Source organism: Streptomyces sp. NPDC102514 (assembly GCF_055584525.1).
Genome location: NZ_JBVJLW010000005.1, coordinates 220,566 through 240,874, shown reverse-complemented (window position 1 = coordinate 240,874; position 20,309 = coordinate 220,566). Strand labels below are relative to the sequence as shown.

Below are 20,309 nucleotides of genomic sequence, written 5' to 3'. Positions count from 1 at the left end.
TGCGCGTCGGTCAGCGCACCGCGTACAGGACGCCCGCGACGAGGAGCGCGCTCGTCAGGACCAGTGCGGTGACGAACAGGCCGAGGGCCATGCGCCGCCCCCACCTGATGTGCCGCGTCACGGTACTCATGCGGTCTCCAGCCTCTTCTCCTTCGGGCCGGCCGCCGGGTCGGGGCCGACCAGCCGTCCCGTGCGCAGGCCCGACGCGGCGAGCAGCCACAGCACGGGCTCGGCGGCCCGCCGCTGCTCGCTGTCCAACGCGCCCGCGCCGGTGGCCGCGTGGGCGCTGACGGCCCAGTAGCGGTCGGACCTGAAGTCGTGGCCGAGGGCGCGCACGAGCCCGCCGAGGCCGATCTCGGTGAGCCAGGTGTCGATCCGGGCCCCGGCCACCGGCAGGGAGTCGAGCTGGTCGAGGACGTCCCGCTTGGTGACGACCGTCGCCACGGACATCCTGCCGCGCCGCCCGGTGAGCGCCGACAGCTCGCCCGCCAGCCGCTGGTACGTCTCCCAGGGGCCCTGCGGCGAGGGCCGCGCGGCGGTGGCCCGGTCGGCGTCGGTGCCGCTCAGCTTCGTGCGTACCGTCGGCTCGGCGAGCACGTCCGCGACCAGGACGACACCGTCGGTGTGCGCGAGGTAGTGCTGGGCGCGCACCCGCTCGGCGTCCTCAAGGGACTCGCCCATCGGGTCGTACAGGTAGAGCAGCCGGCGGCGGCGCCCCAGCGTGACCGTCAGCATGAAGGCGCGGGGCTGGCCGCCGGTCGTGGCGTGCGCCCAAGTGCCCTGTGTCAGTGTCTGGTTGAGGGTGTTTGCGGTCTGCCGGTCGTCCGTCGACGCGTACTCGACCCGCAGATCGCTCCGCCGCGACCAGGCGTGCAGCCCCTCGACCATGGCGGCCATCAGCATCGTCTTGCCCGACGACGTGCCGCCGACCAGCGGCGCGTGCACGACCCGCGTGGTGCCCACCGCGTCCGGCAGCACCTGGTCGCAGTGCGGACACAGGGCGGTCAGCCGACCCCGGCCCGCGAGTCGGCTCGCGCCGAGCCGCTGTCCGCAGGAGCACATGTGCCGCAGCGCCCCGTACCGGCCGGGACGCAGCCGGGCGTGCGGCTTCCGGCAGCCGGGGCAGCGGTGCACCGCGAGCGGCACCGGCCGGTAGCAGCCCGGATAGGGGCACTTGACGCGGATCCGCAGGACCGTGGCCCAGCCGCGCTCCACGCCCCGCAGGACGAGCGCGGTCCCGGCGGCGCCCAGCCACACGAGGGCGAGCAGCAGGGCGAGGACCGCCAGCGCGAGCGCGAGGAACACGGTCGCGAGCGTGGCGGCCACGAGGGCGCCGAGGAACGTGCCGGGCGCGACGAGCCACATCCCCAGCTGCACGAACGAGTTGCGCTCGGGCAGCCCGTCGGCACGGATGCCGCGGAACAGTCTCGCGGTCGTGTGCTGGGTCCACCGGCTCGTGAACCGCAGCCAGATCACCCGGATGCCGAACCCGCCCGCCGTGGCCGCGTCCACCCACATCTGCCGCCACCAGTAGGCGAGTTCGGCCGGCTCGCCGCCACCGGAACCCGAACCGCTCTTGCCCCCGCCCCCGCCGACCACCGGGATACGGGTGTCGGTCACGCCCTCCTGCCGGGGGCCCAGGGCGGAGCACACCGCCCGCACCCCCAGGGAGAGGAGCTGCCACAGGGCGTTGCCGAAGCAGACGGCGCCCGCGACCAGCGCCAGGAAGCCGAGGACACACTGCGCGACCACGTTCACCGGTACTCCCGGCCGTCGCCCGGAGGGGGTGCCACGTCCCCGTACCGCGAGGACGGGTCGCTGTCCCTGCCCCCGTCCCGGCCGCCGTCCCTGCCGCGTCCGCGGCCGGTGAACCGGCCCGCGAGGCGGCCGAACGTACCGGGCCGGTTCCAGGCCCGGAAGGCGTCGAGCTTGCCGCGGCCCGCCCGGTCGAGGCTCGCCTCCACCTCGGCCAGATCCTCGGCGGGCAGCGCCCGCACGACGGGCCGCAGCACCTTGGCCAGCAGCGCGGCACACGTCTTGTCCCACGCCGGGTGCGCGCCCGCGTGCGAACTCCAGTCGCAGAAACAGTCGGCGACGTAACCGGGGACGGTACGCAGCCGGTCGCCCACCCGGTTCGACTGCGCCCTCCGCTCGTACGCGGCCAGCAGTGCCGTGTCACCGGAGAGGGCCAGCGCGTACAGCTCACCGGGCGGCGCCGAACCGCGCAGCAGCCGGCGCGCGAGGGCGCGGTGGACCCGTTCGAGGACCGGCGCGGGCACGGGGCGCGCGTTCGCGCCGAGCGCCGCCGCGCGCTGCACCCAGTCCAGCCCCTCGCCCTCGGTGCCGAGCAGCCCCGCGAACTCCAGCAGCAGCAGCGCCGCACGCTGTTCCGGCGCCAGTTCCGTGGTGAAGCAGCACAGCAGGTCGACGGCGAGCGCCGGGATGTCCCGGTCGTCGGCCGGCGCCGCGAGCGCGGCGTCGATCAGCAGGTCCCGGGTACCGGCCGCGCGGTGCAGATCGGAGCCGAGTGCGTTGAGCAGCAGACTCGCCTCCTGGCCCGTGGGCAGTACGCCGGGCCACACCAGGTCGACCGCGGTCCGCAGGACGGCCGGTTCGGTGTGCAACGAGACCCCGGCGGTACGCACCACGTCGTGGAACGCGGTCACCCGGTCGCCCACGCCGGTGGGCAGGGCGTTCGACGCGCACATCCGCAGATGCGGGAACCCCGGGTGGTCCCGCACGGGGAGCTCCGCGACGGCCAGCATCCGCGCGGCGGACACCGGCCGGTCGGCGGAGATCGCGTCGAGCGCGCCGAAGAGGGCGATCCGCAGGGTCGGATGCGCGGCGACGGCGTCGCGCAGCACGGCCAGCTCCTCCGGGCGGACGGGGGCGGTGGGGGCGACGGGGCCGACAGGCCGGGCGGAACCTACGGGGTTCACGGGACCGGCGGGGTCCATGGGACCGGCGGCGCCGAAACCGGCCTCGTACCCGGCTCCGGCCGTCCCGGCTGCCCCTTCCGCTCCGGGGTGCGCCGGGCCCGTACGGGTGCTCCACCAGGGGATCGCCCCGTCGCGGTCGGCGGTCGCCACCGGGGTACGCCGACCCGGGTACCCGGTGTCCGTACGGGGTTCCGGGCCCGTGGCGGAGGGGTGCGCCCGCGCCTCGGGGATGTCCATGAGGGCCTGGGCCAGCCGCGCCGCGAGGTCCGGGAGGAGGTCGGTGCAGTCGACCTCCAGCAGATCGGCGACGCGCAGCAGACCCAGCGGGCGCCCGGCCGGCGGCTGTGCCGGATCGGCGACGCCCGAGCGGATCGCGTACCCCAGCTCCGCGCCGAGCCGCGTCCGCGCCTCGGGGGTGAACGAGGCACCGTGGACGACGGGGACGGGCCCGTCGCCGCGCACCGCCGCCGTCAGCACCTGCGCGGCGAGCGGCGCGGAGACGAAGGCGGGCACCTGCCCGTCGAGGCGTTCGAAGAGGGAGGTCAGCCCCGCGACGAAGTCGGCCGCCGCCGACGTACCGGATGCCGTCCCGGATGCCGCACGGTCCGTCCGCCGGGCCTCGTCCGACGGCCGGATGTCGTCCGTCGGCCGTGCCTCGCTCAACGCCGTGACGATCTCGGCCAGTTCGCCCTCGGGCAGGCTGCCCGCGCGCTCGCGGACCCAGTGCGTGGCCGCCGTGAGCGCCGCCGGGGGGAGCGGGATGCGAGCCGTGAGCGCCGCCGCGGACAGTGGACCGAGGTCCGGCTCGTGGCGCCGGAACAGATCGGGCCTGCCCGCCCGCCACACCCGGGCGCACACCTCCGCCCACGGGTCCGCCACGGCCTCGGCGGACGTGCCGGGAGCGGCGGGCACGGGCGGCCGGGTGCAGTCGTGGACCCGGTGCCGATGGCTGTACGCCACGGTCTCCGACGACGGCAGTACGCCGATGATCTGCTGCCTCGCCTGCACGGGCCGCCGCGTGTACGTCGTGAAGGTCAGCCGGTGCGCCTGCTCGCGCGGCAGCACCGCGCAGGCCAGCGCGATCCACTGGGCCACGGCGGCGCTGTCCCGCTCCACGAGCACGACCTGCCCGGCCCCCGGGTCGTCCGCGACCGCCCGGACGTCCGCGAGGACCGCCGCGAGCCGGTCGGCACGGGACACCGCGAAGGCCACCAGCGCCTCGTGCTGCATGAGCCCCGACGGCTCGAAGCGGTCGATCGGCTCGGGCCTGCCGCCGTCCGGTGTCGCCCGGCCCCAACGCCGCGACTCCCAGGCCGCGATGGGCAGCGCACCGTCCGGCAGCCGTCCCCCGGCGGGCAGATGGAGGGCATGGGCGTGGAAGTTGCCCCACCGCCCGCTGTAGTCGACGCCCGTGTAGACGGAACGGCTCAGCAGCCGCCCGCCGTCGGAGAGTTCGCTGAAGCTGAACGCCGTGGGGAAGCCACTGAGTTCGTCGGCGTCCGGCCGCGCGGGGGAGTCCCGCGGCGGCTCGTACCCGATGAGCTGCTCCGCCTCTCTGAGCACGCCCTGTGGCACGTCCTCGCTGACCGCCGTGAAGCGGAAGCCGGACCCGCCGGGCCCGGGCGGCGCGGAGGTGTAGTGGAGCTGGGAGAGCGTCACCTGGACTGTCCTTTCCGTGCGTCGGTCACCGGCAGCAGCCCGCGCCGGGCCAGCAGCCACAGCAATGGATCCTCCACCCGCAACGGCTGCGGCCCCGACTTCGGTACGTCCGCCGGGGCGTCGGCGGGCGGTGGCGCACCCAGCGCCGAGAGACCGAACAGCGACAACTCCGCGAAGTCCCGCTCCAGTTGCCGGTACAGCGCTCCCGAGTCCCAGTCGGCGAGCTGGGCGCGCAGCTCCTCGTGCACCGCGAGCCGGTCGTCCTCGTCGAGCTTCCCGCCCTCGTGGGTGGCGCTGCTCAGCAGCGGTGAGTGCGGGTCGAGCAGTGGCCGCAGCATGTCCGTCTTCGTCACGGCCACCGCTATCGGTGTGCTGACCCGGCCGCGCGAGCCGCCCCGGCCGTGCGCCCGCAGCTGGGTCGCGAGATCCGCCGCGATCTGCTGCGGCGGTGTCTCCACGGCGGGCAGCGGCGGTCCGTCGCCGAGCGGCAACCGGTCGCGCACGGAACCGAGTTGCAGCGGGTCCACGAGCAGGATGATGCCGTCGGCCGCGCTGAGATAGCGGGTGTAGCGGTCCACGGCGTCGGCGCCCGCGAGGTCCTCGCCCGCCGCGTCGAAGAACACGAGGGTGGTGTGCCGGCTGCCGGTGCCGAGCCGTCCGCGCCGGGGCAGGCTCAGCCGGTACAGCAGCGGATCGTTGAAGCCCAGGGCGGCGGGCCGGGTCGCGTCCGGCAGCCGCAGCCGCTCGTACAGGTCCTGGGCCATCTCCTTGTCGCGCTGCTGCGTGCCCTGGCCCATCGCGGCGAGCGAGGCGTCGAAGGCCTGCCCGACCCGCCGGTTCAACTCGTTGACCAGCACGGCGACAAACGTGCTCTTGCCGGACGCCTTCGCGCCGACCAGCGCGATGATCCGGCTGTCCTGCTCGCAGTAGTCGCTGGGCAGATCGCTGTGGCAGGAGCCGCACACCCGTACCGTCGTGGTCACGCCACAGCCCGGACAGACGGCGGGGCCCGCGTTCGCGGCGGGCCGTAGTCTGGACACTGGTGAGCGCGGCCGGGTGAAGACCGGGCCGCGCATCCGGGCCGACGGGGGGATGCCCGGGCCCATGAACTCGGCCCACACGTCGTCGCGTTCGGGCCCGCACGGCTGGGAGCCGCGCACCCCGCCCGCGATCATCAGACAGCGGTAGGGCAGCCCGGCGGCGGACGAACGGGCGAAGCAGTAGGGGCAGATGACGGTCGTCATGGGTTCAGCGCACCACCAGGGTCGCGGGGGACGGTTCTTCGAGTCGTACGGACGTGGCGTGCGCGCCGAGCAGAAACCCGCGCAGGGTGTACGGGACGGGACAGGGGGCCGAGTCCAACTCGTGCTCGACCGTACGCAGTTCCAGCAGCTCGGCACCGGCGATCCTGAGCACGGTGGTGCCGTCCGCGGGCCCCCGGGGCCGAAGCGTGCCACTGCGCGCCACACAGACGAACTCCGGCAGCTGATCCGGCAACCGGGGCTGATTCTCCTCGGGGGAGGAGCCGGTGGCGGGGTCGGGGTCGGGAGCGGAGAGGGTGACGCGGATCAGGGGTTTGCCGCGCCGCAGCATCCGGCGCGGCGCGGGCACCAGGCGGTACGCGACGGACGCGTCCGGCGGCAGTTCCGTCTCGGCGGGCGACGGCAGCGCGACCACGGACCCCGAGGCGCGCGGCGCGGGCACCGCCCTGACCCGGACACCGCCCCGGCCCACCGGCAGCCGCAGGCCCTGACGCCGGTACTGGTGGGCGGCGACGGCCTGTTCGCCCGTGTGTCCGCCGCTCTCCGTCCAGCTGACCGTCAGCAGGCCGGTGCCCTCGGGCCAGTCCAGGACCACCTGCACCTGGCCGTCCGCCTGCCGCCGCGCGCTCAGCCCGGTCACGGCGACGGGCGCCTCCACGGTGACGGTCGGTCCGGCCACGGCACGTTCCCCGAGCACGGCGACGGCCGCGACCTCGGCGTGGGTGCCGGGCGGCGGACACAGCACCGGTTCGCCGTCGTGCGGGCGGCGCCACGGCAGCGGTCCCGGCAGCTCGGCGGTGGCCAACTCGGCGCCCAGCGAGGGTGCTTCGCCGGGCCAGCACACCAGCCGTACGTCCGTGGGCTCCTCGGGTACGCCGTCCTCGGCGCCCTCCCCGCTCTCGCCGCCCGTCCAGGCGAACCGGATCGCCTCGCCCTCGGCCGTGGCCGTGAGCGTCCGTACGGGCTCGGGCCAGCGGTGTGCCGTGCGGGCCGCCTCGACGCCCGGGGACGCGGCGGCCTGTCCCTCGGGTGTGCGGTAGTGGCAGACGACCCGGAAGCGGTGCCGGCCCGGCGGCAGCCCGGTGGCCGCGAACCGGTCCCTGTCGCAGGGGAGCGTGCCGGTCCGGCCGTCGGGACCGGTGTGCTCGACCGTCACCTCCGTGGCGCCGGGCGGTGTCCGCCAGGTGCCGTCGATCCGCTCCCGGCCGTCCGTCAGCGCGAGCCCGCTCACCTCGGGGGTGACCGGCAGCTCCCGCGCGACGAGGGGTACGCCGTCCACGCGGCCCTCGCGCAGGGGGAGCGCCACGTAACGCACCATGCTCCCGAGCGGGATCGCCCGGTCCTCCGTGCCGCACACGCCGCCCGTGCCTGCGGGCACCTGGCGCACTTCGCGGACCTCGGTGCTGCCGCGCCCGGTCCGCCGAAGCCGCAGGACGCGCCAGGTGATGCCGGGTTCCGTCGCGTCCCAGGTCAGCACCGCCGACTCCGGGCGCAGTGCGCACCGCAGCCGCCCGGCGCGGTCGTCGTGGCGGGGCCGGTGGATGCGTACGAGGCTGAACAGGGCCTTGCGGTCGTCCGCGGCGAGGCGCAGGGTCCGCAGATACTCCTCCGTCGCGGCCTCGGTGTCGCCCGCCTGCTCGGCGACACGAGCCGCGTCCAGCGCGGCGTCGGCGTGGCCCAGCCGCCGGGTGAGGGTGACCCGGAGCGCGTCGAGCGACGGGTCGCCACCGGTGGAGGGCAGCCGTTCCAGAAGTTTGCGCACGCGACGCAGCCGGTGTTCGGCCCACGCGTCGGCCAGCCCCTCGGCGGCGGTCCTTTGCGCCTTGTCCAGGACGGGGCGGACGCCGGCGGCGGCGGTGAGGCCTGCGGATTCGTCGGCGTGGACGCCCAACGCCCGTGCCGTGTCCGGGTGCCGGCCGCGCGGATGGTCCTGGAGGAGCCCGATCAGTTGGTACAGCAGGATTCTGCGCAGGGCCTGCGGGTCGGCGCGGTGGAGTTCGGCGAGGTCGTTCGCGAGGGTGGCCTTCGGGCCCGCGCCGCGGCCCAGGTCCGCCAGTAACGCGTGGTCGACGCGTCGTCGGCCGCGGGGGCCGAGCGGGACGAACACGCCGTCCAGGACGCGTAGTCCGGTGGTGGCGCCGGGGCCGGTACTGGGGCCGGGGTCGAAGAGTTCGCCCATGTGGCGGAGGCCGGCGGCGCGTTGGGTGGCCACGAGGCGGGTGTAGCCGGGGGTCAGGGGGGTGAGGGGGAGTGCGGACAGCGCTTGGGGCAGGCCTAGGTGATGCCCGAACTCCAGACCTGCCACCTGTACCGCTCCCCCGGTCGTGCCTGCGACCGACATCCCATCAGATTTGGTGGGTTTGGGGGAGTGACTTTCGCAATCCGGCGAGGTGGGAGGGGTTGTGTGTGCGGGGTGGTTCTGAAGTGAAGAGGGAGTCCGCCCCCGCCGCCCCTACCCGTCCCCGTCCACGCATGGGGGCTCCGCCCCCTCGCCCCCGATTGCGCAGTTCCCCGCGCCCCTGAGCCCCTCAGGGGCGCGGGGAACTGCGCAGTCTTTGTCTTTTAGGGGCGCGGGGAACTGCGCAATCGGTTAGGGCCACCCCCACCAGCCCGCAGGTGACCGTTCAAGCCCCCACGGCGGCCAGAGCCGACACCGCGGCGGCCGCGTCGTAGCGGGTCAGTACCACGCGTGCAACCTCCGGCGCCGCGCCCAGCACCGGCGCCAGCAGGTCCGCCTCGCCGGCGCCCCGTGCGACCCGATCCGGCAACCGCCCCGGCGCGAGGAAATACGGCGCCACGACCACCCGCGCACACCCCAGCGCACGCAAAGACCGCACCGCGTCCTCCGTCCGCGGAAGCGACGCGGCGGCGGAGGCGAACGCAGGCCGCACGGCGCACCAACCGGTCCGCCGCCACTCCCGCGCGATTTCTGCGATCACTGCGATCGCCCCCGGGTCGGTGGACCCCGCCGCGGCCAGTACGACCCCGGTCGAGGACTTGTCGGCGGGTGACAGCCCCGCCTCGTACAGCCGCCGTTCGAGCGCGGCCGTCAGCAGCGGCGACGGGCCGAGCACCTCGGCCTGCCGGATCCGCAGCCGGGCCGGTGCCTCGCTCAGCACCGACGGGATGTCCGCCTTCGCGTGGAAGGCGCGGGTCAGGAGGAGGGGGAGGGCGACGACGTCCCGTACGCCCTCCGCCGCGAGCGACTCCAGCTTGCCCGATACGGAGGGAACGTTGAACTCCAGGAAGCCGGTCTCCACGCGCACCCCGGGCCGCCGCGCCCGCACCTGGCGTACCAGGGCGTGCACGGTCGCGGCATGACGCGGGTCGCGGCTGCCGTGGGCGATGACGAGGAGTACCGGTTTCGACATGGAGGTCAGCTCTTCACCAGGAGACCACGGCTGCGCAGTACCCACCGCTCAAGGGGGCTGAAGATCAGCAGGTCGATGGCGATGCCGACGATCAGGATGAGGAGGATGGCGAGGAACACCATGGGCATGCTGTTGGCCGTACGGCCGTTCTCCAGCAGCTGGCCGAGGCCGATGCCCAGGTCGGGCGAGGACGCGATGATCTCGGCGGCCATCAGGGAGCGCCAGGAGAACGCCCAGCCCTGCTTCAGCCCCGCGAGATAACCGGGCAGCGCGGCCGGGATCACGACGTGCCAGGTGCCGCGCAGCCCCGTCGCGCCCATCGTGCGACCCGCCCGCAGGAACAGCGGAGGGACCTGGTCGACGCCGGACACGAGGCCGTTGGCGATGGAGGGGACCGCGCCGAGCAGGATGACCGCGTACATCATCGAGTCGTTGAGGCCCAGCCACAGGACGGCCGGCGGCACCCACGCCACCGACGGCAGCGACTGGAGTCCGGACAGGATCGGGCCGATCGCCGCGCGCACGAACTTCACCCGCGCGACCAGCAGCCCGAGCGGGGTGCCGATGACGAGGGCCATCAGGAAGCCCAGCAGACCGCGCGAGACGCTGGTCCAGATGTATTCGAGGAGCGTGCCCTCCAGCCAGGCCTCCTGGACCTCGTCCCAGACCGCGGACGGGGCGGGCAGCTTGTAGCTGTCGGTGACCTCGGCCCACACCAGGACCTGCCAGACGACCAGCACCAGGGCCACGGCGACGATCGGCGGGAAGATCTTCTCCACGAAGGTCCTGCGGAAGGGCGTCCGCTTCGTCTGGACGGTGTCCAGTGCGTCGAGACCGGCTTCGAGTCCGGCGAGATCGGCGCTCTGTCCGGCGCTCTCGTCCTCGTCGGCCCGGCCCGTCACGCCGCCGTCCTTGACGGCGCTCGTCTCAGTGCTGGCCATGGCGGCGGATCTCCCCACGCAGTTGTTCGGTGATCTCGACGGACAGTTCCGCCACGGCGGGGTCCTCGATCCGGCGCGGCTGCGGAATGTCGACCGTCCACTCCCGCGCCACGCGCCCCGGGCGCGAGGACAGCAGCACCACGCGCTCCGCGAGCCGTACCGCCTCGCGCACGTTGTGCGTCACGAACAGCACCGACACGTTCGTCTCGCGCCAGATCCGGGTCAGCTCGTCGTGCAGCACGTCCCGCGTGATGGCGTCGAGGGCCGCGAACGGCTCGTCCATCAGCAGCAGCCGGCTGTCCTGGGCGAGCGCGCGGGCCAGCGCGACCCGCTGCCGCATACCGCCGGACAGCTCGTGCACCCGCTTGCCGTACGCGCCCTCCAGCCGGACGAGCTGCAGGAGCTCCTCCGCCCGGGTGCGGCGGTCGGCCTTGGCCACGCCCCGCAGTTTCAGGGCGAGTTCGATGTTCTTGCCCGCGGTCAGCCACGGGAAGAGGGCGTGCTCCTGGAACATCAGGGCCGGGCGGCCGTCGGTGTCGATGTCGCCCGCGGACGGCTTGTCGAGCCCCGCGACGAGATTCAGCAGCGTCGACTTGCCACACCCGGAAGCTCCCAGGAGGGTGACGAACTCGCCGGGCGCGACATCGAGCGTGATGTCGTCCAGGACGAGCTGCTGCCCGGCGGGGCCGGCGAAGGACTTCGAGACGTGCTCGATCCGGGCGGCGTACTCCACCGACGTACCGGCTTCGGCTTCGGCGTTCTTGGCGAGGGCGGTTGCCACGGTCGTCACCTCCTGGGAACTCATGGGTCTGGGCCTGAACTCTCGGCTGTCCGGGCTTACTTGACGCCGAGACCGGCGTCGTCGACCGCGCTCGCGCCCTCAGCATCGAGGACCTTGTTCAGCGGCGTGAGGTCGTAGATGCCGTCGAGCTTGGGCTTCTCCAGCAGTCCGGCCTTCACCGCGTGCTCGGCCTCGGTGTTGAGGGTCGAGGCCAGCGGGTCGTCGGTGAACTGGATCGACTTCCACGCCGGGTCGATGACCTCGGCGGGCAGTTCCTTGCCGGACAGCGCCTTGAGCTTGGTGTTGGCGGCGGCCTTCGCCTCGTCCGGGTTGGCGTTGATCCACTTGTTGGTCTTCACCGAGCCGCGCAGCACGGCCTCGACGACGTCCGGGTGCTCCTTGAGGAACTTCTGCGACACGATGATGTTCGTGATCACGAACTTCTTGTCGGGCCACAGGTCGGCCTCGTCGAGCAGCACCTTCGCGCCCTCGGCGACCAGCTTGGACGCGGTCGGCTCCGGCACCCACGCGCCGTCGATGGACCCCGACTTGTAGGCGTCCGGCGTGATCTTGTTGTCCGTGCGGACCACGGAGACGTCGCCCTTGCCGCTCTGGGCGTTGACCTTCCAGCCCTGCTCGGCGATCCAGTTGAGGAACGCCACGTCCTGGGTGTTGCCCAGCTGTGGGGTGGCGATCTTCTTGCCCTTGATGTCCTTCGTGGACTTGATCTTGTCCGGGTTCACCACCAGCTTCACACCGCCGGAGGCGGAGCCGCCGATGATCCGCAGACCCTTGCCGTCGGTCGTGCTGTAGCCGTTGATGGCGGGGGAGGGGCCGATCCAGCCGATGTCGATCGACCCGGAGTTCAGCGCCTCGATCTCGGACGGACCCGCGTTGAACTGGGAGTACGAGGCCTTCGTGCCCCCGAGCTCCTTCTGCAGCAGCCCCTCCTGGTCACCCACGAGTGCGGTGGCGTGCGTCAGGTTCGGGAAGTAGCCGATCCGGACGGTGTCGGCGGAGAGCTTCTTGCCCTCGGCGGCGACCTTCGAGGTGTCCTCGTCCTTGTCGGAGCCGTAGCCGCAGGCGGCGAGGGTCAGGAGCGGAAGAGCGGCGGCCACGGCGATGCCGCGGCGAAGCAGTGTGGAGCCCTTGGCAGGCACGGGAGGGTTTCCTCTCGTTGGCCCGGCGGTCACGGTTCTTCAGGTCGTGGCCGGGAGGTCGGCAGGTCTTCGTCGTATCCGCGACGGCGGGCGGGGGGACGGGGCGCGCAGGCAGTGCGCGTACGTCAGCACGCACATCGCGCGACTCCGCCCTGTCCGGCGCCGAGGGCGCCGCTGCCGACGCGGCCGCCCTCCTTCGCGAACGTGGAGTAGAAGTCCGTGGTGACCGTCATGTCAGAAGTCCCACCCGTCCTCGTCCGCCTCGGCCCTGACCGGCTCCGGGGAGGCGAAGGACTCGCCGACCATGCCCGCGGTGAGCGTGGTGCCGTCGGAGGGGTCGATCAGGATGAACGAGCCGGTGCGCCGGGAGTCGGCGTACGAGTCCACCGGCAGCGGCTCGGCGGTACGGATCTTCACGCGCCCGATGTCGTTGGCGACGAGGTGGCCCGGGTGCGGGTGCAGGGACAGGTCGTCGAGGGTCAGCCGTGAGGGGATGTCCTTGACGACCGCCTTGACCGTGCGGGTGCCGTGCTTGAGCAGCACCCGGTGGCCGATGGTCAGCGGCGCGTCGGCCACGTGGCAGACCGTCGCCTCGATGTCCTGCGTGGTCGCGGGCGCGTCCTTGGTCGGCACGATCAGGTCGCCGCGCGAGATGTCGACGTCGTCCTCCAGGAGGACCGTCACCGACTGCGTCGTCCAGGCCAGGTCGACCGGCTCGCCGAGCAGGTCGATCGAGGCGATCCGCGAGGTGCGCCCGGAGGGCAGCACGGTGACCGCCTCACCGACGCGGAACGCGCCGGCCGCGATCTGACCGGCGTACCCGCGGTAGTCGGGGTGCTCGGCGGTCTGCGGACGGATCACGTACTGCACGGGCAGCCGCGCGTGGCAGGTCGCGAGGTCGTGGCTGACCGGGAGGGTCTCCAGGTGCTCCAGGAAGGTGGGGCCGCCGTACCAGTCCATGTTCGCGGACGGGTCCACCACGTTGTCCCCGGCGAGCGCGGAGATGGGGATGGCGGTGATCTCGGGAACGCCCAGTTCGGACGCGTACGCCGTGAACTCCTCGGCGATCGCGGCGAACACCGGCTCCTGGTAGTCGACGAGGTCCATCTTGTTGACGGCGAGCACGACGTGTGGGACGCGCAGCAGGGCGGCGATCGCCGCGTGGCGGCGGGTCTGCTCGACGACGCCGTTGCGCGCGTCGACCAGGACCACCGTCAGCTCGGCGGTGGACGCCCCCGTCACCATGTTGCGGGTGTACTGCACATGGCCCGGGGTGTCGGCGAGGATGAACCGGCGCTTGGCGGTGGCGAAGTAGCGGTAGGCGACGTCGATGGTGATGCCCTGTTCGCGTTCGGCGCGCAGGCCGTCGGTGAGCAGGGCGAGGTCGGGGGTGTCCTGGCCGCGGTTGCGCGAGGCGTGCTCCACAGCCTCCAGCTGGTCGGTGAGGACCGACTTGGAGTCGTGGAGCAGGCGGCCGACGAGGGTGGACTTGCCGTCGTCGACGGAACCCGCGGTCGCGAAGCGGAGCAGCGTCGTCTCGGACAGTTGCTCGACCGACAGCGGCTCGACGGGCTCGGTGGGCTCGATGGTGCTGGTCATGGTTAGAAGTACCCCTCGCGCTTGCGGTCTTCCATCGCGGCCTCGGACATCTTGTCGTCGGCGCGGGTGGCGCCCCGCTCGGTGAGCCGGGAGGCGGCGATCTCGGTGATCACGGCCTCCAGCGTGGTGGCGTCGGAGTCGACCGCGCCCGTGCAGGACATGTCCCCGACCGTGCGGTAGCGCACGAGGCGGGTCGCCACCGTTTCGCCGTCCTTGGGGCCGCCCCATTCGCCGGCGGTGAGCCACATGCCGGCGCGCTGGAAGACGTCCCGTTCGTGCGCGAAGTAGATCTCGGGCAGTTCGATGCCCTCGCGGGCGATGTACTGCCACACGTCGAGTTCGGTCCAGTTGGACAGGGGGAAGACGCGGACGTGTTCGCCGGGGGCGTGGCGTCCGTTGTAGAGGTTCCACAGTTCGGGGCGCTGGCGGCGGGGGTCCCACTGGGAGAACTCGTCGCGCAGGGAGAAGACGCGTTCCTTGGCGCGGGCCTTCTCCTCGTCCCGGCGTCCGCCGCCGAAGACGGCGTCGAAGCGCTCGGCCTGGATCTTCTCGGTGAGCGGCACGGTCTGGAGCGGGTTACGTGTTCCGTCGGGACGTTCCCGCAGCACACCACGGTCGATGTAGTCCTGTACGGAGGCCACATGGAGCCGCAACCCATGCTTTTTGACCGTGCGGTCCCGGTATTCAAGGACTTCGGGAAAGTTGTGTCCTGTGTCCACATGGAGCAGGGAGAAGGGCACCGCTGCGGGCGCGAACGCCTTCAGTGCCAGGTGGAGCATGACGATGGAGTCCTTGCCGCCGGAGAAGAGCACCACCGGCCGCTCGAACTCGCCCGCCACCTCGCGGAAGATGTGCACCGCCTCGGACTCCAACGCGTCCAGATGGCTCAGGGCGTACGGGCTGTCGGTCCCCTCCTCGGAGACGTCGGCGACGGTCGTCGTCATGCGAGACCCCTTTCGGCGAGCAGCGCGTGAAGCGCCGCCGCGGACTCCTGCACGGACTGGGTGTGCGACTCGATGCGCAGATCGGGCGACTCGGGCGCCTCGTACGGGTCGTCGACCCCGGTGAGCCCGGAGATCTCGCCCGCCGCCTGCTTGGCGTACAGGCCCTTCACGTCCCGCTCGCTGCACACCTCGACCGGCGTGGCGACATGCACCTCCAGGTACGCGGCACCGCTCGCCTGGTGGCGCTTGCGCACCGCCTCGCGGCTGTCGGCGTACGGGGCGATGACGGGCACCAGCGTCTTGACGCCGTTGCGGGACAGCAGGTCGGCGAGGAAGCCGATGCGCTGGACGTTCGTGTGCCGGTCCTCGCGGCTGAAGCCGAGGCCCGCCGTCAGGAACGTACGGATCTCGTCGCCGTCGAGCACCTCGACGCGGTGGCCCTCCTCGCGCAGCCGTCCGGCCAGCTCGTACGCGATGGTGGTCTTGCCGGCGCTCGGCAGACCCGTGAGCCAGATGGTGGCTCCGGTCACTTGGTTCTCCTGGTTCATCGAGGTCGTCGAGCCGGTCACGGTCGTCGCGGTCATGGTCAGCCGTGCAGTCCGCACTCGGTCTTGTTGCTGCCCGACCAGCGGCCGGCGCGGGCGTCCTCGCCCTCCAGTACGCGGCGGGTGCAGGGGGCGCAGCCGACGGACGGGTAGCCGTCCATGAGAAGCGGGTTGGTGAGGACACCGTGCTCGCTCACGTACGCGTCGACGTCGTCCTGCGTCCAGCGGGCGATCGGCGAGATCTTGACCTTGCGGCGTTTCTCGTCCCAGCCGACGACGGGGGTGTTCGCGCGGGTCGGGGACTCGTCTCGGCGCAGGCCCGTGGCCCAGGCGCGGTACCTGGTCAGGCCCTGCTCCAGCGGCGCGACCTTCCGCAGCGCGCAGCACAGGTCGGGGTCGCGGTCGTGCAGCTTCGGCCCGTACTCGGCGTCCTGCTCGGCGACGGTCTGCCGCGGGGTGAGCGTGATGACGTTGACGTCCATCACGGCCTCGACCGCGTCCCGGGTGCCGATGGTCTCGGGGAAGTGGTAGCCCGTGTCGAGGAACACGACGTCCACGCCGGGGTTCGCGCGGGACGCGAGGTGGGCGACCACCGCGTCCTCCATCGAGGAGGTGACACAGAACTGCTTGCCGAACGTCTTCACGGCCCACTGGAGGATCTCCAGCGCGGAGGCGTCCTCCAGATCACGGCCGGCCTGCTCGGCGAGCGCCTTCAACCCGGCGTCCGCGTCGCTGTCGGTATCGGATGTGGTACCGGTATCGGTCTGAACGGCCGTCATATCTCGTCCCCTCCACCGTCGTTGCGCTGAAGTCCACGGGTCAGCAACCCGAGGAACTTCAACTGGAAGGCTCGATTGCACGCTCCGCATTCCCACGCGCCGTGGCCCTGCTCGCCGGGACGCAGGTCCTCGTCGCCGCAGTAGGGGCAGTAGAACGGCGCCGCGCGTTCGCTCATGACAGGGCCTCCTCGGAGGCGCGGGTGGCCCACGCGGCGAAGCGCTCGCCGTCCTCGCGCTCCTCCTCGAAGCGCTTCAGGACCCGCTCGACGTAGTCGGGCAGGTCGTCCGCGGTGACCTTCAGGCCGCGGACCTTGCGGCCGAAGCCGGCTTCGAGTCCGAGCGCGCCGCCCAGGTGGACCTGGTAGCCCTCGACCTGGTTGCCCTCGGTGTCGAGCATCAGCTGGCCCTTGAGACCGATGTCCGCGACCTGGATACGGGCGCAGGCGTTCGGGCAGCCGTTGATGTTGATGGTGACGGGCTCGTCGAACTCGGGCATACGGCGTTCGAGTTCGTCGATCAGCGAGGCACCGCGGGCCTTGGTCTCGACGATGGCGAGCTTGCAGTACTCGATGCCGGTGCAGGCCATCGTGCCGCGGCGGAAGGTGGACGGCCTGACCCGCAGGTCGAGCGCCTCAAGGCCCGCGACCAGGGAGTCGATCTGGTCCTGCTCGACGTCGAGCACGATCATCTTCTGCTCGACGGTGGTCCGCAGGCGGCCGGAGCCGTGCGCCTCGGCCAGCTCGGCGATCTTCGTGAGGGTCGCGCCGTCGACGCGGCCCACGCGCGGGGCGAAGCCGACGTAGTGGCGGCCGTCCTGCTGCCGGTGCACGCCGACGTGGTCGCGCCAGCGGGCAAGGGGCTGGTCGGGGGCCGGGCCGTCGACCAGCTTGCGCTGCAGGTACTCGTCCTCCAGGACCTGGCGGAACTTCTCGACGCCCCAGTCGGCGACCAGGAACTTCAGCCGGGCACGCGTCCGCAGCCGCCGGTAGCCGTAGTCGCGGAAGATCGACAGGACGCCGATGTGGACGTCGGCGACCTCGTCGAGCGGGACCCAGGCGCCGAGCCGCTGGCCGATCTTCGGGTTGGTGGAGAGGCCGCCGCCGACCCAGAGGTCGAAGCCGGGGCCGTGCTCGGGGTGGTTCACGCCGACGAACGCGACGTCGTTGATCTCGTGCGCCACGTCCAGGAGCGGCGATCCGGAGACCGCGGTCTTGAACTTGCGGGGCAGGTTCGAGAAGTCCTTGTTGCCGATGACCCGGCGGTGGATCTCCTCGATGGCGGGCGTGCCGTCGATGATCTCGTCCTCGGCGATGCCGGCGACGGGCGAGCCGAGGATCACGCGGGGCGTGTCACCGCAGGCTTCGGTGGTGGACAGTCCGACGGCCTCCAGGCGCTCCCAGATCTCCGGGACGTCCTCGATGCGGATCCAGTGGTACTGGACGTTCTGCCGGTCGGTGAGGTCCGCGGTCCCGCGCGCGAACTCCTGCGAGATCTCGCCGATGACGCGCAGCTGCCGGGTGGTCAGACGTCCGCCGTCGATCCGTACCCGCAGCATGAAGTACTTGTCGTCCAGCTCCTCCGGCTCCAGGACCGCGGTCTTGCCGCCGTCGATGCCGGGCTTGCGCTGGGTGTAGAGCCCCCACCAGCGCATCCGGCCGCGCAGATCGTTGGGGTCGATCGAGTCGAAGCCCCGCTTGGAGTAGACCGTCTCAATGCGCGTCCGCACGTTGAGACCGTCGTCGTCCTTCTTGAACTGCTCGTTGCCGTTGAGCGGGGTGTAGTGACCCACGGCCCACTGGCCCTCACCGCGGTGACGGCTCACCTTGCGGCGGGGCGTTGCGGCAGCAGGATCCTGCGGAGTGGCGGCCATGGTTTCTACGTCCTCCGGGACAGACGGATGCGGCTCTGACCTGCGCGTACGAATACATACGGGCATGCGTGCGCGGCATTGCGCAAGTCGAGACAGGGGGGAATGTCGGTGGTGCTGGGCACGGGGGCGCGGCCCCTGGTGCCGTGGGTCAGCGGACCGGACAGATGGCGCTGGACATGCGGCCGAGGTCGACGTGCCGCCGACTCACCAAGGCAATCCCAGTTCCAGACATGACGGAAGCGTGTCACGGCGATCTGGACACAGTCCAGCTTCGTCCAGGATGCGGACACCCTTGTCCCGAGATGTGGGACAAGGGTGGTGACGGTCACAAGATCGGGTCCGGATCACATCCCGCCAGGTCAGCCGGTCTGTGCTCCGGGCCAGGGCCCGGGGGCGGCCACGTCCGGCTCCTCCTCCACCTTGGTGTCGAAGAGCTTGAAGCCGCGGCGCAGGTAGTTGTCCATCGCGTGCTCCCCGTCCTTGCTGCATGTATGCAACCAGACGCGCTTGGTCGGCGCCCGTCCCGGCCACCGGTCGGCCAGGTCCCAGGCCCGCGCGACCCCGTACGACAGGAGGTGTCCGCCGATGCGCCGGCCGCGGAAGGCCGGGATCAGGCCGAAGTAGACGATCTCCACGGCGCCGTCGTCCTGCGCCTCCAGCTGCAGGTATCCGGCGGGCGTCCCGTGGTCGTACGCGACCCAGGTCTCCACGCCCGGCCGGTCCAGCTCCTCCTGCCACCGCGCGTAGGTCCAGCCGAGCCGGTCCGTCCAGCGGATGTCACCGCCGACGGAGGTGTACAGGAAGCGGCTGAACTCGGGGGAGGGCACCTCGGCGCGGGCGATCCGGACGTCACCGTCGGGTGCGGCGGCGGGCAGCCGGTCTGCCGGAGCGGTCTGCTCCAGGGACCAGGTGGTCACAGCGATGCTCATGCGGGTCAGCGAACCACGGGGACGGGCTCCCCTCCAAAGCGGGATGCCCGTCCCTCCCGCGGGTCACTGCACGGAGTCGTCGACCGCCGACAGCGGGACCGAGTACAGCACCCGCTCCGGGATCGCCGGCGCCTCCCACGCGTTGTCCTTGTTCGCCGCCCACTCGGTGAGCGTCCACAGCTCGCCGGTCTCCTGCCAGTACGACAGGGACTCGGTGTGCTGGCCCCAGCAGGCGTACGACGTGCCGCCGTCGCCGCACTGCGCGGCCTTCGCGGCGCTCTCGTTCTGGCGCCAGAGCGTGCCGTGCCGGTCGCGGCTGCCCGGCGCGTAACCGGTGTACCAGTCGGCCTTGTCCGCCCCGTCCGGCTTGTGCGAGAGGACGCCCTGCAGCCCGACGGCCTTGGTCTCGTACGCCTCGTCGGCGTTCACGAGGTCACTGGCGTTGCTGCCGAGCAGGCCCGTGCGGTCGCTCGCGGTGCTGTAGTAGTAGCGCCAGACGCGGGCCGGTTCGGTGCCGCCGGAGCTGAACCACTCGTTCGCGACCAGGCTGTCCGGCGTCGAGGTGCGGTCCAGCGAGACCGACGCGAAACAGGGGCGCGCGTCGTTGTTCGTCGCGCTGCACGCCCCGCCGGTGAGGTTGTACGAGCCGATGGCCGGCAGTACGTACTGGTAGCCGCGCGCCGACCAGCCGCCGCTCACCTTGCCGACCTCGGTGCTGTTCACATCGGCCCGCAGGATGCGGTTCATGTCGAAGACGAACAGGGCGTTGTCGTGATCGGCGCCGTTCTTCGCGGTGACGATCAGCTTGTCCTGGTACCAGACCATGCCGCCGACGTGCGAGCGGACGGCACCGAAGTCCTTGCCGCCGGAGAGCGGGGCGACCAGCAGGACCCAGCGGTACTTGAGGTTCTTCGGGTCGTTCGCGTCGATGAAGGCGACCCGGGCCAGACCCTTGTCGGCGTCGGGCTCGCCCGCCTTGTGGTCGTTGTGGGTCCAGCCCGCCAGGATCACCCGGTCGGAGCCCCACCTGCCGTCGTTGTCGGCGTCCCCCGAGGTGGTGACGGACTGCGGCAGCCACTTCTGTGTCGTGGCGTCCCCGCTGTCCCAGCAGTACGCGCGGGACGCGGTGGGCTCGACGGGCAGGGCGGCCGACTCGGTCGCGTCGCAGTCGGCCTTGTTGCGCATCGGGTGGTTGGCGCTCCTGAGGACGGCGTTCACCCCGACGGACCCGCCCATCGAGCTCTGCAGGGTGTCCAGCGTCGACTCGGCGACCAGGTTCTCGTGCAGCTGCAGCTTGCCGATCTCGGACGACGAGGTGAGCGGCTTCAGGGGGCCGGGATTGTCGCTGCCGGCGGCCTGCGAGGTGGTGATGATGGTGGCGGCGGCGGTGAGGGCGAGGGCGGCCCCGGACAGGGTGGCCCGCAGGACACGCCCCTTGGTCCGGCGGCGATGTCTGCCTCGATACGTCATAGGTCCTCCCGTCGGCGGCCAACTGCCTCCTGCGATCCAGCGGTTGAGCCGGAGGAGACG

General features: G+C 72.2%; 17 protein-coding genes. All 17 read right to left on the bottom strand.

Annotated features, from left to right (window positions below; genetic code table 11):
• Positions 1-126: 126 nt before the first annotated feature.
• The 17 genes from ACZ60E_RS15510 to ACZ60E_RS15430 all read right to left on the bottom strand — a co-directional run bounded on the left by ACZ60E_RS15510 (position 127) and on the right by ACZ60E_RS15430 (position 20,249).
• The gene (locus tag ACZ60E_RS15510) at positions 127-1,758 is read right to left on the bottom strand and encodes a TRAFAC clade GTPase domain-containing protein (RefSeq protein WP_469440827.1); all 1,632 of its coding nucleotides are present in this window, start codon (positions 1,756-1,758) and stop codon (positions 127-129) included.
• Complete coding sequence (locus ACZ60E_RS15505) at positions 1,755-4,598, bottom strand: GTPase-associated protein 1-related protein (RefSeq protein ID WP_469440826.1); 2,844 nt, start codon at positions 4,596-4,598, stop codon at positions 1,755-1,757. The genes ACZ60E_RS15510 and ACZ60E_RS15505 overlap by 4 nt, the downstream gene beginning before the upstream one ends.
• Positions 4,595-5,842: a TRAFAC clade GTPase domain-containing protein gene (locus ACZ60E_RS15500; protein ID WP_469440824.1), complete on the bottom strand. Its 1,248-nt coding sequence runs from the start codon at positions 5,840-5,842 to the stop codon at positions 4,595-4,597. The genes ACZ60E_RS15505 and ACZ60E_RS15500 overlap by 4 nt, the downstream gene beginning before the upstream one ends.
• Positions 5,843-5,846: 4 nt before the next feature.
• Positions 5,847-8,201 (bottom strand): hypothetical protein, encoded by a 2,355-nt coding sequence (locus tag ACZ60E_RS15495; protein WP_469440823.1) that lies wholly within the window; start codon positions 8,199-8,201, stop codon positions 5,847-5,849.
• 283 nt (positions 8,202-8,484) lie between these two features.
• Positions 8,485-9,231, bottom strand: coding sequence for a sirohydrochlorin chelatase (locus tag ACZ60E_RS15490; RefSeq protein WP_469440821.1), 747 nt, complete (start codon positions 9,229-9,231; stop codon positions 8,485-8,487).
• A 5-nt stretch (positions 9,232-9,236) separates the two neighbouring features.
• Positions 9,237-10,172, bottom strand: a complete 936-nt coding sequence (locus ACZ60E_RS15485) for an ABC transporter permease (protein WP_384799882.1) — start codon at positions 10,170-10,172, stop codon at positions 9,237-9,239.
• Complete coding sequence (locus tag ACZ60E_RS15480) at positions 10,159-10,977, bottom strand: ABC transporter ATP-binding protein (protein ID WP_469440818.1); 819 nt, start codon at positions 10,975-10,977, stop codon at positions 10,159-10,161. The genes ACZ60E_RS15485 and ACZ60E_RS15480 overlap by 14 nt, the downstream gene beginning before the upstream one ends.
• A gap of 32 nt (positions 10,978-11,009) precedes the next feature.
• Positions 11,010-12,113 (bottom strand): aliphatic sulfonate ABC transporter substrate-binding protein, encoded by a 1,104-nt coding sequence (locus tag ACZ60E_RS15475; protein ID WP_469440817.1) that lies wholly within the window; start codon positions 12,111-12,113, stop codon positions 11,010-11,012.
• A 234-nt stretch (positions 12,114-12,347) separates the two neighbouring features.
• Positions 12,348-13,712: a sulfate adenylyltransferase subunit 1 gene (locus ACZ60E_RS15470; RefSeq protein WP_384799873.1), complete on the bottom strand. Its 1,365-nt coding sequence runs from the start codon at positions 13,710-13,712 to the stop codon at positions 12,348-12,350.
• Positions 13,713-13,714: 2 nt separating this feature from the next.
• A complete protein-coding gene (gene cysD, locus ACZ60E_RS15465; RefSeq protein WP_469440813.1) occupies positions 13,715-14,656 on the bottom strand; it encodes a sulfate adenylyltransferase subunit CysD in 942 nt (313 codons plus the stop codon).
• Positions 14,653-15,240: an adenylyl-sulfate kinase gene (cysC, locus tag ACZ60E_RS15460; protein ID WP_469440810.1), complete on the bottom strand. Its 588-nt coding sequence runs from the start codon at positions 15,238-15,240 to the stop codon at positions 14,653-14,655. Before cysC ends, cysD begins: the two co-directional genes overlap by 4 nt.
• Before the next feature lie 2 nt (positions 15,241-15,242).
• Positions 15,243-15,980: a phosphoadenylyl-sulfate reductase gene (locus tag ACZ60E_RS15455; RefSeq protein WP_469440808.1), complete on the bottom strand. Its 738-nt coding sequence runs from the start codon at positions 15,978-15,980 to the stop codon at positions 15,243-15,245.
• Positions 15,977-16,156 carry a hypothetical protein gene (locus ACZ60E_RS15450; protein ID WP_384799863.1) on the bottom strand — a complete coding sequence of 60 codons (180 nt, stop codon included), beginning with the start codon at positions 16,154-16,156 and terminating at the stop codon, positions 15,977-15,979. The genes ACZ60E_RS15455 and ACZ60E_RS15450 overlap by 4 nt, the downstream gene beginning before the upstream one ends.
• Positions 16,153-17,850: a nitrite/sulfite reductase gene (locus ACZ60E_RS15445; protein WP_469440805.1), complete on the bottom strand. Its 1,698-nt coding sequence runs from the start codon at positions 17,848-17,850 to the stop codon at positions 16,153-16,155. The genes ACZ60E_RS15450 and ACZ60E_RS15445 overlap by 4 nt, the downstream gene beginning before the upstream one ends.
• A 148-nt stretch (positions 17,851-17,998) precedes the next feature.
• Positions 17,999-18,082: a putative leader peptide gene (locus tag ACZ60E_RS15440; protein ID WP_349817346.1), complete on the bottom strand. Its 84-nt coding sequence runs from the start codon at positions 18,080-18,082 to the stop codon at positions 17,999-18,001.
• 127 nt (positions 18,083-18,209) lie between these two features.
• A complete protein-coding gene (locus ACZ60E_RS15435; protein WP_384799857.1) occupies positions 18,210-18,779 on the bottom strand; it encodes a GNAT family N-acetyltransferase in 570 nt (189 codons plus the stop codon).
• 63 nt (positions 18,780-18,842) lie between these two features.
• The gene (locus tag ACZ60E_RS15430) at positions 18,843-20,249 is read right to left on the bottom strand and encodes a hypothetical protein (protein WP_469440802.1); all 1,407 of its coding nucleotides are present in this window, start codon (positions 20,247-20,249) and stop codon (positions 18,843-18,845) included.
• Positions 20,250-20,309: the final 60 nt, after the last annotated feature.

What these genes read in the sequence shown, in the direction of transcription:
- ACZ60E_RS15500 (WP_469440824.1), bottom strand. Translation starts at nt 5,842, where the DNA reads ATGACGACCGTCATCTGCCCCTACTGCTTCGCCCGTTCGTCCGCCGCC.
- ACZ60E_RS15495 (WP_469440823.1), bottom strand. Translation starts at nt 8,201, where the DNA reads ATGTCGGTCGCAGGCACGACCGGGGGAGCGGTACAGGTGGCAGGTCTG.
- ACZ60E_RS15490 (WP_469440821.1), bottom strand. Translation starts at nt 9,231, where the DNA reads ATGTCGAAACCGGTACTCCTCGTCATCGCCCACGGCAGCCGCGACCCG.
- ACZ60E_RS15485 (WP_384799882.1), bottom strand. Translation starts at nt 10,172, where the DNA reads ATGGCCAGCACTGAGACGAGCGCCGTCAAGGACGGCGGCGTGACGGGC.
- ACZ60E_RS15480 (WP_469440818.1), bottom strand. Translation starts at nt 10,977, where the DNA reads ATGAGTTCCCAGGAGGTGACGACCGTGGCAACCGCCCTCGCCAAGAAC.
- ACZ60E_RS15470 (WP_384799873.1), bottom strand. Translation starts at nt 13,712, where the DNA reads ATGACCAGCACCATCGAGCCCACCGAGCCCGTCGAGCCGCTGTCGGTC.
- cysD (WP_469440813.1), bottom strand. Translation starts at nt 14,656, where the DNA reads ATGACGACGACCGTCGCCGACGTCTCCGAGGAGGGGACCGACAGCCCG.
- cysC (WP_469440810.1), bottom strand. Translation starts at nt 15,240, where the DNA reads ATGACCGCGACGACCGTGACCGGCTCGACGACCTCGATGAACCAGGAG.
- ACZ60E_RS15455 (WP_469440808.1), bottom strand. Translation starts at nt 15,980, where the DNA reads ATGACGGCCGTTCAGACCGATACCGGTACCACATCCGATACCGACAGC.
- ACZ60E_RS15450 (WP_384799863.1), bottom strand. Translation starts at nt 16,156, where the DNA reads ATGAGCGAACGCGCGGCGCCGTTCTACTGCCCCTACTGCGGCGACGAG.
- ACZ60E_RS15445 (WP_469440805.1), bottom strand. Translation starts at nt 17,850, where the DNA reads ATGGCCGCCACTCCGCAGGATCCTGCTGCCGCAACGCCCCGCCGCAAG.
- ACZ60E_RS15440 (WP_349817346.1), bottom strand. Translation starts at nt 18,082, where the DNA reads ATGTCTGGAACTGGGATTGCCTTGGTGAGTCGGCGGCACGTCGACCTC.
- ACZ60E_RS15435 (WP_384799857.1), bottom strand. Translation starts at nt 18,779, where the DNA reads ATGAGCATCGCTGTGACCACCTGGTCCCTGGAGCAGACCGCTCCGGCA.
- ACZ60E_RS15430 (WP_469440802.1), bottom strand. Translation starts at nt 20,249, where the DNA reads ATGACGTATCGAGGCAGACATCGCCGCCGGACCAAGGGGCGTGTCCTG.